Annotated in this window: 11 protein-coding genes; 5 read left to right on the top strand and 6 right to left on the bottom strand. The window is 71.7% G+C overall.

Annotated features, from left to right (window positions below; translation table 11 throughout):
• Positions 1–55 precede the first annotated feature (55 nt).
• The 3 genes from Aut01nite_RS11020 to Aut01nite_RS11010 all read right to left on the bottom strand — a co-directional run bounded on the left by Aut01nite_RS11020 (position 56) and on the right by Aut01nite_RS11010 (position 5,240).
• The gene (locus Aut01nite_RS11020) at positions 56–2,365 is read right to left on the bottom strand and encodes a bifunctional polysaccharide deacetylase/glycosyltransferase family 2 protein (RefSeq protein ID WP_052164646.1); all 2,310 of its coding nucleotides are present in this window, start codon (positions 2,363–2,365) and stop codon (positions 56–58) included.
• Positions 2,366–2,421: 56 nt separating this feature from the next.
• Positions 2,422–3,219, bottom strand: a complete 798-nt coding sequence (locus Aut01nite_RS11015) for a hypothetical protein (protein WP_043533323.1) — start codon at positions 3,217–3,219, stop codon at positions 2,422–2,424.
• A 440-nt stretch (positions 3,220–3,659) separates the two neighbouring features.
• Positions 3,660–5,240: a dolichyl-phosphate-mannose--protein mannosyltransferase gene (locus Aut01nite_RS11010; protein WP_043533324.1), complete on the bottom strand. Its 1,581-nt coding sequence runs from the start codon at positions 5,238–5,240 to the stop codon at positions 3,660–3,662.
• 75 nt (positions 5,241–5,315) lie between these two features.
• Here Aut01nite_RS11010 and rsmI point away from each other — a divergent pair, with 75 nt between their 5' ends.
• Positions 5,316–6,173, top strand: a complete 858-nt coding sequence (gene rsmI, locus Aut01nite_RS11005) for a 16S rRNA (cytidine(1402)-2'-O)-methyltransferase (RefSeq protein ID WP_043533326.1) — start codon at positions 5,316–5,318, stop codon at positions 6,171–6,173.
• Between the two features lie 52 nt (positions 6,174–6,225).
• Here the strand turns inward: rsmI and Aut01nite_RS11000 are convergent, their stop codons facing one another.
• On the bottom strand, positions 6,226–7,101 hold the full coding sequence (locus Aut01nite_RS11000) for a hypothetical protein (RefSeq protein ID WP_052164609.1): 876 nt from the start codon (positions 7,099–7,101) through the stop codon (positions 6,226–6,228).
• Between the two features lie 120 nt (positions 7,102–7,221).
• On the opposite strand from Aut01nite_RS11000, the gene metG reads away from it, so the two are divergent.
• Entirely contained in the window at positions 7,222–9,024 is a 1,803-nt protein-coding gene (gene metG / locus Aut01nite_RS10995; protein WP_043533328.1) for a methionine--tRNA ligase, read from the top strand.
• Here the strand turns inward: metG and Aut01nite_RS10990 are convergent, their stop codons facing one another.
• Positions 9,025–10,059 (bottom strand): hypothetical protein, encoded by a 1,035-nt coding sequence (locus Aut01nite_RS10990; protein WP_043533330.1) that lies wholly within the window; start codon positions 10,057–10,059, stop codon positions 9,025–9,027.
• Between the two features lie 79 nt (positions 10,060–10,138).
• On the opposite strand from Aut01nite_RS10990, the gene Aut01nite_RS10985 reads away from it, so the two are divergent.
• Positions 10,139–11,026 carry a TatD family hydrolase gene (locus Aut01nite_RS10985; protein WP_152629129.1) on the top strand — a complete coding sequence of 296 codons (888 nt, stop codon included), beginning with the start codon at positions 10,139–10,141 and terminating at the stop codon, positions 11,024–11,026.
• Between the two features lie 31 nt (positions 11,027–11,057).
• Here Aut01nite_RS10985 and Aut01nite_RS10980 read toward each other — a convergent pair whose 3' ends face one another.
• Positions 11,058–11,486, bottom strand: coding sequence for a hypothetical protein (locus tag Aut01nite_RS10980; RefSeq protein ID WP_043533334.1), 429 nt, complete (start codon positions 11,484–11,486; stop codon positions 11,058–11,060).
• A gap of 60 nt (positions 11,487–11,546) precedes the next feature.
• On the opposite strand from Aut01nite_RS10980, the gene rsmA reads away from it, so the two are divergent.
• Both rsmA and Aut01nite_RS10970 read left to right on the top strand, forming a co-directional pair.
• Positions 11,547–12,437: a 16S rRNA (adenine(1518)-N(6)/adenine(1519)-N(6))-dimethyltransferase RsmA gene (gene rsmA, locus Aut01nite_RS10975; RefSeq protein WP_043533337.1), complete on the top strand. Its 891-nt coding sequence runs from the start codon at positions 11,547–11,549 to the stop codon at positions 12,435–12,437.
• Between the two features lie 73 nt (positions 12,438–12,510).
• Complete coding sequence (locus Aut01nite_RS10970; RefSeq protein WP_043533339.1) at positions 12,511–13,464, top strand: 4-(cytidine 5'-diphospho)-2-C-methyl-D-erythritol kinase; 954 nt, start codon at positions 12,511–12,513, stop codon at positions 13,462–13,464.

Below are 13,464 nucleotides of genomic sequence, written 5' to 3'. Positions count from 1 at the left end.
GAAACGCCGAAACCCGCCCTCGATCGGCTGCAGTTCGATCGAGGGCGGGTCAGTCTCACAACCTCTCGTGGAGGTCCTGGGGGGCCGCCTGGGTGGGCACCACCGGCGGTGCGACGGCCCGGCCGATGCCCCGCGGCGTCGGGGGCCGGTCGTCCAGTGACGGCGGCCAGGTGTCCACGATCGGGGCCACGACGGGCCCGGGCGGTTCCGGTGACGGGGTCCGGGGTGTCAGGCCGGCCCGGTTGAGTTTGTGCCAGCGCAGCCGCCCGCCGGTCAGGGCGGTGGTCGCCGACTGCAGCAGCACCAGGTACATCAACTGCCGGTAGGCGAACTGTTGCAGCGGCAGCCGTAGCAACGGCTTGTACGACTCCCGGTCCAGCCGGAACGCCACCGCCGCGGTGAACAGTTGCAGCGCCAGCATGCCGAGCCAGGCCGCGACCGTCTCGCTCAGCTCCCAGAAGACCAGGCCGTAGACGAGCATGATGTCGACGACCGGGGCGAGCATCGGCAGCGCCACCCCGAACAGGGCCAGGAACGGCAGCCCGACCCGCCCGAACCGGCCGGACGGCCCGGAGTCGAACAGCGACTTCCGGTGCTTCCACATCGCCTGCATGGTCCCGTAGCTCCACCGGTACCGCTGTCGGTACAGCTGCTCCAGGGTGGCCGGGGCCTCGGTCCAGGCGCGCGCGTTCTCCTCGTAGACGACCCGCCACCCGGCCCGGCACATCGCCATCGTGACGTCGGTGTCCTCGGCGAGGGTCTCGTCGCTGACCCCGCCGACCTGGGCCAGCGCCTTGCGCCGGAACGCGCCGATCGCGCCGGGGACGGTCGGCATGCAGTTCATCACCTCGTAGAGGCGGCGGTCCAGGTTGAAACCGATCACGTACTCGATGTGCTGCCAGAGCGCGACGGTGGTCTCCCGGTTGCCGACCTTGACGTTGCCGGCGACCGCGCCGACCGTGGGGTCGGCGAACGGCTGGACCAGCAGCCGCAGCGCCTCGGGCTCGAAGATGGTGTCGCCGTCGACCATCACGATCAGGTCGTGCCGGGCCATCGCCACCCCGGTGTTGAGGGCGTTCGGCTTGCCGCCGTTGGGCACCCGGACGACCCGCACGTTCGGCATCCGCATCCGGTCGACGATGTCGGCGGTGCCGTCGGTGGAACCGTCGTCGACCACCACCACCTCGATCTCGGTGTGGTCACCGCAGGCCAGCGACCGGACGGCGGCCTCGATGCCCTCCTTCTCGTTGTAGGCGGGCACGATCACCGACACCGGCTCGGTGACCGGCGGACCCCAGCTCCAGCCGGGCTTGCGGCGCTGCCGGGCGTGCCGGGTGGCGAGCAGGAGGAGCATGAGGGTACGCCCGACGGTCAGCGTCCCCACCACCAGGAACAGCCCGGCGATCACGGTGACCATGCCGTCGGCCAGGTCCACGGTCCAGATCAGCGCGAGGCCCCGCCACTCGTCGTGCGCCGGCGCCGCCGGGTTGAGCGGCAGCGGCGTGAGCGCCTCGGTGTTCTCCAGCCGGTCGGTGCCTGCCCGCGCGGCCTGCTCGGCGATGCTCAGGTTGAGGCCCTCGGTGATCGTGGTGAACCGGTAGCCCCGAGCCTTCATCAGCGGGATGAACTCGTCGAGCGCCGCGACGGTCTGCGAGCGGTCGCCGCCGGCGTCGTGGAACAGCATGACCGCGGACTGGCCGCCGGGCGGGGTGGCGCCCTGGATGATCTTGTCGATGCCGGGGCGCTTCCAGTCCTCGCTGTCGGTGTCGTTGACGACGACCAGGTAACCGAGCGCCCCGGCCTCCTTGATCAGCCTCCAGTTCGCCTCGTCGATCGCCGCGTTCCTCGACGAGTAGGGGAACCGGGCCAGGTTGGTGCGTACGCCGGTCGCCTTCGCGATCGCCATCTGCGTCTGGGACAGCTCCAGCTGCCGCCGCCACGGCGCCAGCCGCTGCATGTTCGGGTGCGTGAAGGTGTGCAGGCCCAGCTCGTTGCCGCCGTCGACGATCTGCCGTGCCGACTCCGGGTTGCGGGCCACCTGCGACCCGACCACGAAGAACGTGCCCCGAGCGTCGTGCTTGCGCAGCACGTCGAGCACCTTCGGCGTCCACGCGGGATCCGGGCCGTCGTCGAAGGTCAGCGCGATGGTCCTGGCCGGCAGCCGGATGGTGCTCTCCTGGCCGCCGGTGGTGTTGATGATCGGCCCGCCCTTGAGGATGTGGGCCGGGACCCCGGCCTGGTCGCCGACCTCGGTCCGCACGTGGTCGCTGGTGAACTCGGCGTTGATGTAGGCCTGCACGACCAGCACCGCGACGAACGAGAGGGCCAGCAGCGAACCGAGGAGCACGCGTGGGCGGGGCAGCATGCGGCGCCGGCTGCGGCCGCGGGCCCGGCGGCCGGGCGTGGCCGTGGGGGCGGCGGTCACGGCGCCGCCCGGGTGGGCGGTGTGGCGCTGTCGGCCGGATCGTCCGTGACGACCGGCCGGGCCGGCGGGCCGGTGACCACCGGCCCGGGCCGGGTGGTGCTCTCCGGCGCCGGCCCGCCTCCGCCGGCGCCGCCGCTGCCCGCGGGCTTCTCCTCCACCACGGGCGGCGGGACCGGGGCGACCGGCAGGCCGGCGCCCGTGCCGCCCCGGGTGGTCTCCACCGCGGGCGGGACGGGGGCCGGCGGTGGGGTGGTGGTGGTGGTGGTGGTGCTGGTCCCGGGATTGGGTTTGGGCGGCTGGCTCACGGTGCCGGACTCGAGCGGCTTGGTGACCACCGGGGTGGACGACACCGACGGGGACGGTTTCGGGCTGGGCGACCGGGACGGCTTGGCGGCCGCCTTCGGTGTGGCCGTGGTGGTGACCGGCCGGCGCGGCACGGATTCGCCGCGGTCCGCCGACTCGATGATCCGGCGGGCCGGGGTGGTGCTCGGCGCCGGGTCGGGAGTGGGTGTGGTCTTGGGTACGGGCTGGGGTTTCTTCTCGTCCCGGTCGTCCTCCAGGCCCGGCAGCGGCAGCACGGCGCTCATGCTCACCGGACCGCCGGCCAGGCTGACGCCGATCAGAGCGCCGTACCCGAGGAGGACGACACCGAAGGCCAACGCGAGGCGCCGGAGGAATCGGCTCCGTCGTCCGGTGGAGTCCACGAACACCGGTGCGGGCGCCGGGACGGCGATCACCTCGGTCGGACCGGCTGGGTCGACGTGGTGCGAGTTCTTTGGCTCCTGCGAAGTCACGCGGCGAAGCCTAAGAACATTTATCGCGATCTTGGCACACATCACTCACAAGGGGGACAGCCGACTGATCCCCTGAAATGGGACGAAATGGTGAGCTGGGCTGTTTGACCCGGTGAGGGCAGGTGCGCCGGTTCTCCGCGGCCGTTTCGCTGAGCTGCGGTGCGGCAGCAGACCAAAAGACGTTACGCCCGGATCGTCGGCAATTTGCTGTCGCATTCCCGACTCATTAATCGAGCAATTCTCGCGAAACGATAAAAACCTATAAGCGAGATAAAAGCATAATGTCCGAATCAATGGGATGGTGGCAGCGACACGACAATCTCGCGCCGTGACCCGTTGTGCACGCCATCCCGCCTCGTTAAGCTTCTCCTGCGCGCCCCAATCGCCCGCTTCCCCCGTGGCAGGCGATCGGGGCGCGCCCTTTCGTTTCCGGGCCGATCTCAGATCCAGCGGCCGCCCAGCCACATGCGCACCGACCAGTCGTCGTACGGCATGAGCGTGCCCACGAAAACCGGGTGGAAGTAGGCGAAACACAGCGCGACCAGGATGACGAAGGTCGCGGCCACGACGGTGCCCACGATCTGCCGGTCCGACCGTGCCGCCCCCGAGACCATCCCGTCCGGTGGCGTCATGATCGCCCCGAGGGCGTAGACCACCGCCAGGATGAGGAACGGCAGCGCCGGCATCGCGTAGAACGAGAACATCGTCCGGCCGTCCTTGACCGCGAAGTAGAACCACGGCAGCAGGCCGCCGACCACCCCGGTGATGATCGCGTAGGCCCGCCAGTCACGCCGGGCGATGCCGAACCACGCCACCACGAACGTCGCCGGGATGAACGCCCACCACAGGATCGGCGTGCCCAGCAGCAGGATCTCCGCCGCGCAGCTGGTCGTGCCGCACCCGCCGGCCGAGCTCCAGTAGAACGCCACCGGCCGCCCGAGCATCAGCCACTGCCACGGCCACGACTGGTAGGTGTGCTTCTGGGTCAGTCCGGTGTGGAAGTTGAACGCTTCCTGGTGGTAGTGGATCAGGTTGAGCAGCGGGCCGATGATCGGCGGCTCGCTCCACCCGTTGTCCGCCCGGTAGTGCCGGAAGTAGCCCTCGTCGGTCACGAACCAGCCGGTCCAGCAGGCCAGGTAGACCAGGACGGTCAGCACGAAGCTGAGGATCAGCCAGCCCAGGTCGCCGAGGATGCCGGCGACGATCGGCCCGCGCACCCCGGCGGAACGGCGCGCCTGCACCCGCCAGACCAGCACCAGCCCGGCGAAGAACGGGGCGAAGAACAGCGCGCTCCACTTGACGCCGCAGGCCATGCCGAAGGTGACTCCGGAGACCAGCAGCCACCACGGCACGATCCGGGGGATGCGCGCGGTCGCGTCCGGGTCGAACCCGTTCTCCAGCGCGCGCTGCCAGCTGCGCCGGTAGTGATCCCGGTCCAGCACCATCGCGGCGAACGTCATCAGGATGAACAGGCCGATGAAGATGTCCAGCAGCGAGGTGCGCGACAGCACCAGCTGGAAGCCGTCCAGCGTCATCAGCAGGCCGGCCGTCCCGGCCAGCACGATGGAGTGGAACATCCGGTAGGCCACCCGGATCAGGATCAGCACCATCAGGGTGCCGGCCACCGCCGTGGAGAACCGCCAGCCGAACTCGTTGTTGCCGAAGAAGTGCTCGCCGAACGCGATCAGCCATTTGCCCAGCGGGGGGTGCACGACATAGGCCGCGCCGTTGACCTTCTCGTCCCACTCCACGCCGTGTTGCAGCATGTCCCACGCGTCGGTGGGGTAGTAGACCTCGTCGAAGATGTGACCCTTGATCCGGTCCAGCCCGGAGAACCGCAGGATGCCCGCGGCCGCCGTGATGACCAGGGTCACCAGCCAGGAGTAAGGATCGAAACGCCGGTCCAGCGTCGACAGGCGACGCCGGACGATCTGGGGGATGGCACGCACGCCCGGCGACTCGGCCCCGGCGGGGGAGTCCGCGGTGGTGGGGTCTGTCTCAGCTGTCGCCGCCGTCGTCACCCCGCGATCGTAGGCTGCGACTCTGAGAACCGATGCCCGCCGTCGGCGCGTCCTGCCATGTGATGGACTTTTGCGATGCCTGATGCAGAAGAAGCCGGTGGCCGGGTGATCCTGGCGGGGGCCCCGCTGGGCAACACCGGCGACGCCTCGGCCCGCCTCCGCGAGGTCCTGGCCACGGCGGACGTGATCGCGGCGGAGGACACCCGGCGGCTGAGCCGGCTCGCCAAGGACCTGGACGTCACCGTGCGCGGCCGGGTGGTCTCCTACTTCGAGGGCAACGACGAACGGCGTACCCCCGAACTGGTCGAGGCCTTGACGGGCGGCGCCGTGGTCGCCGTGGTGACCGACGGTGGCATGCCCAGCGTCTCCGATCCCGGCTTCCGTCTGGTCCGGGCCGCGCTCGATGCCGGCTTCCCGGTCACCGCGGCGCCCGGGCCCAGCGCGGTGACCACCGCGCTGGCGCTCTCCGGCCTGCCCAGCGACCGGTTCGTCTTCGAGGGCTTCCTGCCCCGGTCCGGCTCGAACCGCCGCTCCCGCCTGCGTGAGCTCGCCGCCGAACCGCGCACCCTGGTCTTCTTCGAGGCCCCGCACCGGATCGTCGGCGCGCTCGAGGACTTCGCGGCGATCTTCGGCGCCGACCGGCCGGCCGCGGTCTGCCGCGAGCTGACCAAGACCTACGAGGAGATCCGCCGGGACACGCTCGGCGCGCTGGCCGCCGGCGCCGCGGCGGATCCGCCGCGCGGCGAGATCACGCTGGTGGTAGGGGGCGCGCCGGCCGGTCCCGCGATCGCACCGGCCGACGACGAGCTCCGGGCGGAGGTGGCTCGCCGGGAGGCGGCCGGGGCGTCCCGGCGGGACGCGATCCAGGCGGTCGCCGATGAGTACGGTCTGCGCAAACGCGAGGTCTACGCCCTCGTCCACGAGAACCGTTGATGCCGTACGCCGCCTGATGCCGTACGCCGCCTGATGCCGTACGCCGCCTGATTCAGTACGCCGCCGCCAGGAAGCCGCCGAGCAGCAGCAGCGGGCCGAGGAAGCTGGCGATCACCGCGGTGCGCCGGGCCCGGGGCGGCAGCCGCCGGGCCCCGGTCGTCTCCGCGATGCCGTACCCGCAGATCAGCACGAGCAGGAAGCCCAGCCCCCAGCGCAGGTGCATGAGCGGCCCGGCCGGGGCGGTGTAGGCCTGGGTGCTGGCCGGGCTCACCATCCGGGCCGGCGAGATCGACCCCGGCTCCCGTGCCGGGCCGGCGATGCCCAGCAGCGTCACCCGGGAGACGGCGAAGTCGCCGTCAGTGGTGGCGAACCGCCCGGTGCAGCGCTGGGTCAGGCCGTCACCATGGCAGCGGGTGGTGGTCGCGTACCCGGTGTCGCCGTGCCCGACGGCCAGCCAGAACGGCTCCGCGCTGACCCAGCCGAAGAACGCCGCGACCAGGCTCAGCAGCACCAGGGAGAGCAGTGCGGGGAGCGGGTTGCGGGCCGGCCGGCGGCGGCGCCGGCCGGGCGGGCGGTCGACCACCGCCACCTCGGTCGCGGCGCGTTCCTCCTCGCTGAGCCAGAACGGGTGGTTCTCCATCCGCTCCAGCCGGGCCGTCTGCGGTTCGGCCGCCTCCGGTTCCGCCGCGGGCGCCGGAACCGGCTCCACGTCGATGATCATCAGCTCGTTCGCGGTGGCGAGCCGTTCGTCGGCCAGGTGCTCGGTCAGGTCACGGGCCCCGGCCGCGCGGGCGACGATCGGCAGGCCGTCCATGACGGGGCCGTCCCGGTCGTCGTTGCGCCCCCAGGCGACGTCGGGGTCGGGCAGGGTCCACGGGTTGCCCTGGCTGCGGGGCGTTTCCCCTGGCTGCGGCACGTTTCCGGTCACAGGCCCATTGAACGACGCGGTCCCGCCGCGAGCACGTCACTGATCGGGCGTGTCGGGACAAATAGGCACACTGGCGATCCGTTGGCGAGCGCCCCTGAGCGGTCACTACGCTTGTACGCCATGAGTCACGTTCTCGCCGCGGTTGCCTGGCCCTACGCCAACGGCCCGCGCCACATCGGCCATGTCTCCGGCTTCGGCGTTCCCTCCGACGTCTTCAGCCGGTACATGCGGATGGCCGGCCACGACGTGCTCATGGTGTCCGGCACCGACGAGCACGGCACCCCGATCCAGGTGCAGGCGGACGCCGACGGGGTCACCCCGCGTCAGCTCGCCGACCGTTACAACCGGGTCATCGTCGAGGATCTGCACGGGCTCGGCCTCTCCTACGACCTGTTCACCCGCACCACCACCCGCAACCACTACGCGATCGTGCAGGAGCTGTTCGAGGGCCTGCACGCCAACGGCTACATCGTCGCCCGCACCACCCTCGGCGCGATCTCCCCGTCCACCGGCCGCACCCTGCCCGACCGCTACATCGAGGGCACCTGCCCGATCTGCGGCTACGAGGGCGCCCGCGGCGACCAGTGCGACAACTGCGGCAACCAGCTCGACCCCGAGCAGCTGGTCGATCCGCGCTCCCGGATCAACGGCGAGACCCCGCAGTTCGTCGAGACCGAGCACTTCTTCCTCGACCTGCCGGCCTTCGCCGAGGCGATCGGCGGCTGGCTGGACCGCCGGGAGAACTGGCGGCCCAACGTCCTCAAGTTCTCCCGCAACCTGCTCGACGACCTGCAGCCCCGGGCCATCACCCGGGACCTGGAGTGGGGCGTGCCGATCCCGCTGGACGGCTGGCGCGACCGCAACGACAAGCGCATCTACGTCTGGTTCGACGCCGTCATCGGCTACCTGTCGGCGTCCATCGAATGGGCCCGGCGCACCGGCGACCCGGAGGCCTGGCGGCAGTGGTGGTCGGCCGACGCGCAAGGCAAGGACGCGCTCGGCTACTACTTCATGGGCAAGGACAACATCGTCTTCCACTCGGTGATCTGGCCGGCCCTGCTGCTGGGCTACTCCGGCGAGGGCGACAAGGGCGGCGAGGCCGGCAGCTTCGGCAAGCTGAACCTGCCGACCGAGGTCGTCTCCAGCGAGTACCTGACGATGGAGGGCAAGAAGTTCTCCTCCTCCCGCCGGGTGGTCATCTACGTGCGCGACTTCCTGGAGCGCTACGACGCCGACGCCCTGCGCTACTTCATCGCCGCGGCCGGCCCGGAGTCCAACGACACCGACTTCACCTGGGCCGAGTTCGTCCGGCGCAACAACGACGAACTGGTCGCCGGCTGGGGCAACCTGGTCAACCGGTCGATCTCGATGGCCGCGAAGAACTTCGGGGCGATCCCCACGCCGGGCCCGCTGACGCCGGAGGACGAGGCGGTGCTCGCCGTGGCCAAGGCCGGATTCACCACGGTCGGCGAGCTGATCGGCAAGCACCGGCAGAAGGCGGCGATCGGCGAGGCGATGCGGGTGGTCGCCGAGGCGAACAAGTACCTGTCCGAGCAGGCCCCGTGGAAGCTGAAGTCGGAGGAGGACAAGCCGCGCCAGGCCACCGTCCTCTTCGTCGCGCTGCAGGTGATCAGCGACGCGAACACGCTGCTCACCCCGTTCCTGCCGCACTCCGCGCAGAAGGTGTTCGAGCTGCTCGGCGGCGAGGGCGTGCACGCGCCGATGCCGCGGATCGAGGAGGTCGAGGATCTCGACGGCGGCCCCGCCTACCCGGTGCTGACCGGCGACTACAAGGTCGGCGCCCGCTGGGAGTCGGTGCCGGTCGTCCCGGGCACTCCGCTGGCCGCGCCGAAACCGGTCTTCCGCAAGCTGGAGCCGTCGGTCGTCGAGGAGGAGCTCGCCCGCCTGGGCGAAGGAGCCTGATCAGATCGGGTACGCGATCTCCGCGATGTGGTGGTCGGCCAGCTCGTCGACCGGCGCCCAGGATTCGTAGATGCCCCGCTCGTAGCACCGGGCGCCGGTCGAGTTGATCGTGTCGGCGTCCGGGCGCAGCAGCCGCAGCCGGGCCCAGGTCTCGTCGCGCTGGAGCACCCAGCAGGCCGCGCCACGCCAGCGGGCCTGCTCGGCGCGGCGGCTCAGGGTCTGCACCGGGTACCGGGCGGCGCGGGTCAGCGCCCGCACCCGGAACTCGCCCGGCGGGTCGGCGACCGCCTCGTACTCGCTGCCGTCGATCCGGCCGACCAGGCGCGCCGAACCGGAAGCCGTGCACGGCACGTACTCCCGGTCGGGGCTGCCACCGGGAATCTCCCCGAGCAGGCCGCGCCAGCGTGGCCCGGCCAGCCGCAGCCAGCCGTTCTGCTCCGGCTGATAGGTGTAGAGCACCACCTCGTCCCCGCCCGGAACGTACGCCAGGATCTGCGCGTTCGCCGACAGCGGCAGGTCCGCGAACCCGGCCGTCACGTACTCCGGGATCAGATCGTCGGTGCTCGGCGTGAAACCGGTGCCGAGCACCATCGCCCCGATCCGGGAGTGGCCGGGCAGTGCGGCCAGGCCCGGATGCGCGGGCGCGGCCGGAACCTCGTAGTCCAGCGGATCGGTGGCCCGCCACCGCAGCGCGAACGTCACCTGGCCGTCGGTCGCGCCATCGGTCCGCAGCAGGCCGAGCTGCTCGGGTTCGCGCAGGTGGGCGATGTCGCAGGAGCGGTAGCAGAAGCCGTACGGCAACCATCCGCCGAGGTGACCGGCGACCTGAGCGGGGGAGAGCACCTTGGTCATCCGGGTGCCCCGGCGGATCGCCGCGGTGGCCCGGATACCGCGCAGCACCGGATCGTCGCGGTAGCCCACCGACTGGCTCATCGACTGCACCTGCTGCCAGCTGATGTCCCGGCGGAGAGGCGCCATCAGAGGTGGGTCGAGCGGGTCGGAGCCGAGGTCACTGTCCTCACCGGTCACGGTCACGCGGCGCAACGTAAGTGACGGCGGTGGATATCGGATGAACGGCCGGTTACCGAAAAATGGGACGTGCACAATGTCTCACATGCCTTCACCATCCGAATCGCGCCGCAAAAAGGAATCCCGCCGCTCCGGGGAGTTCCCGCCGGCGCCCGAGCCGCTCGCTGTGCCGGTCTTCGACAGCCACACCCACCTCGACCTGACGATCCAGGAAGCCGGAGTGCCCGGCGACACCGCCGGCGACCCGGTCGACGCGCTCGTCGACGCCGCGGCCAAGAGCGGCGTGGATCGACTGGTCCAGGTCGGAGTGGACGTCGCCTCGTCGCGGTGGGGCGCCGACCTGGCCGAGCGGCACGGCGCGGTGCTGGCCGCGGTCGCCCTGCACCCCAACGAGGCGCCCCGGCTGTCCGATCTGGACGAGGCGCTGCGCGAGATCGAATCGCTCGCGGCCCGGCCCCGGGTCCGTGGCGTCGGCGAGACCGGACTGGACACCTTCCGGACCGGGGACGACGGCCGGGCGGCACAGGAGGAGAGCTTCCGCGCCCACATCGCCATCGCCAAGCGGTACGGCAAGGCGCTGATCATCCACGACCGGGACGCGCACGCCGACGTGCTGCGCGTCCTGGACTCCGAGGGCGCGCCGGACCGGGTGGTGCTGCACTGCTTCTCCGGGGACGCCGAGTTCGCCGCCGAGTGCGTGCGCCGCGGCTACTACCTCAGCTTCGCCGGGACGGTCACCTTCGCCAGCGCCGGCAACCTGCGCGAGGCGGCCGCGATCACCCCGCCCGGACAGATGATGGTGGAGACGGACGCGCCGTACCTGACGCCGATCCCGTACCGGGGCCGGCCCAACGCCTCCTATCTGGTGCCGCTGACCATGCGGCTGCTCGCCGAGACGACCGGCACCGACCTGGACACCCTGTGCGCCGCGATCTCCGCCAACGGGGAGGCCGTCTTCGGCAGCTGGCGCTGACCCCGGCACCCGGCCCCGGGATTTCCGGGTGTCAGTCGGTCTCCACCCAGGCCGTGGTGCCCAGCTCGCGGCTGAGCTGCTCGAGCTGGGTGGCGAAACCGGTCGGCGCCGCGTGCAGCGGGCCGCGGGCGACCATCCGCACCGCCCAGCCATGCCCGGGAGCGACGTTGTAGATCCGGTGGATCACCAGCGCGCCGCGCGGGTCGGGCTCGACCGTGGTGACCCCGCGGTACCACCATTCGCCCTGAAGAGCCACCGAACGGGCCCGGCGGTCGATCGTCACGGTGATCCGGCTGCCCTCCCGGAACATCACGAACTCGTCGCCGCCGTCGTCGGCGATCTCGGTCGTGCCCGGGGCCGCCAGCGGCGACCGCCCGCCGGGCCGGGCGTCCAGCAGCACCTCGGCGACCTCGTCCGGCGTCGCTTCCACCACTCCGCGCAGTTCCAGCAACTCCACCATCACTCAATTCCTACCCGGCGGTGTCCAGTGGCCCGGCCCGGTCACCGTAGGCTCTGCGGCATGGCTGATTCACTTCTCGGCCCGGCGGAGATCCGGGACCTGGCCGCGCGTCTCGGGGTCGCGCCGACCAAGAAGCTCGGCCAGAACTTCCTGCACGACCCGAACACCATCCGGCGCATCGTCACGGCCGCCCAGCTGCGGCCCGACGACGTGGCCCTCGAAGTCGGGCCCGGCCTCGGCTCGCTCACGCTGGGCCTGGTCGGGGCGGTGCGGCACGTGCACGCCGTGGAGATCGATCCGACCCTGGCCGCGGCACTGCCGGAGACCGTCGCCGTGCCGCACCTGTCAGTGCATCTCGCCGACGCGCTCAGGGTCACCGGCGACCGCTTCGACCCGGCGCCGACGATGCTGGTGGCGAACCTGCCGTACAACGTGGCGGTCCCCGTGGTGCTGCACCTGCTCGCCCAACTGCCCACCCTGCGCGGCGGCCTGGTGATGGTGCAGAAAGAGGTCGCCGATCGGCTCACCGCCGGTCCGGGTTCGAAGGTGTACGGGGTCCCGTCCGTGAAACTGGCCTGGTACGCCGAGGCCAAACCGGCCGGGAAGGTGCCACCGGCGGTGTTCTGGCCGGTGCCCAACGTGGATTCCGGGCTGGTCTTCTTCGCCCGCCGGGAGCCACCGGCGGCCGGCGTGGCCCGCGCCGACGTGTTCGCCGTGGTGGACGCGGCGTTCGCGCAGCGGCGCAAGACCCTGCGGGCGGCTCTGGCCGGCTGGGCCGGCGGCCCGGACCGGGCGGAGACGGTGCTGCGGGCGGCCGGGGTGAGCCCGCAGGCGCGAGGCGAGTCGCTCACGGTGGGCGAGTTCGCCGCGATCGCGGCAGAGGCAAAACTGTCGGGGTACGGCGGTAAGCTCACCCCGTCCCGCGCAGAGCCCGAGGAGGTCGACTCATGACAGCCGTACCGCCCGGCGATTCCGATACGGAGCTGGTGTTGAGCAAGCCGTTCGCGACCCGGGACAACATTCCGTGACGGAGGCGTGGGGACCGGACGACGACGAGCCCCGCCCGCACCGTGGTCCGGTCAAGGTGCGAGTCCCGGCAAAGATCAACCTGCATCTCGGGGTGGGCCCGCTGCGGCCCGACGGCTATCACGAGCTGAACACCGTCTACCACGCGATCAGCCTCTTCGACGAGCTCACCGCCCGCCGCGGGGACACCCTCACACTCACCATGGAGGGTGAGGGCACCGGTGAGCTGGCCCTCGACGAGTCGAACCTGATCATCCGGGCCGCCCGGGCGCTGGCCGCCCGGCGGCAGGTGCCCGCGTTCGCGCGACTGCACCTGCGCAAGAGCATCCCGCTGGCCGGGGGGCTGGCCGGCGGCAGCGCCGACGCGGCCGCCACACTGATCGCCTGCGACCTGCTCTGGGGTCTCGGCATGTCCCGGGACGAGCTGGCCGAGGTGGGCGCCGAGCTCGGCTCCGACGTGCCGTTCCTGCTGCACGGCGGCACCGCCCTCGGCACCGGCCACGGCGAGGCGGTCAGCCCGATCCTGGCCCGCCCGACCGTCTGGCACTGGGTGGTGGCCATCGCCGACGGCGGCCTGTCCACCCCGGCGGTCTACCGCGAACTGGATCGGCTGCGCGCCGCCGACCAGCCGGCGCCGCCCGTCCCGCTCGGCGGCACCGACCGGCTGATGGCCGCGATGCGCCAGCGCGACCCGGAGGTGCTCGGCGAGGCGCTCGGCAACGACCTGCAGGCAGCCGCCCTCTCGCTGCGCCCGCAGCTGGCCGACGTGCTGAAAGCCGGGCACGAGGCCGGCGCGCTCGCCGGGCTCGTCTCCGGATCCGGGCCGACCTGTGTCTTCCTGGCCGCCGACGCGGCACACGCGCAAGAGGTCGCCGACGGGCTCTCGGCGGCGCGAGTGTGCCGGGCCGTGGTCACCGCCCGCGGACCACAGCCGGGCGCGCGGGTAACCTAG

It is taken from the genome of Actinoplanes utahensis, from assembly GCF_016862455.1.
In the GTDB taxonomy this organism is placed as follows: Bacteria; Actinomycetota; Actinomycetes; order Mycobacteriales; family Micromonosporaceae; genus Actinoplanes; species Actinoplanes utahensis.
The sequence above is the reverse complement of the archived record's forward strand: the minus strand, read 5'-3'. Positions and strand labels throughout refer to the sequence as shown.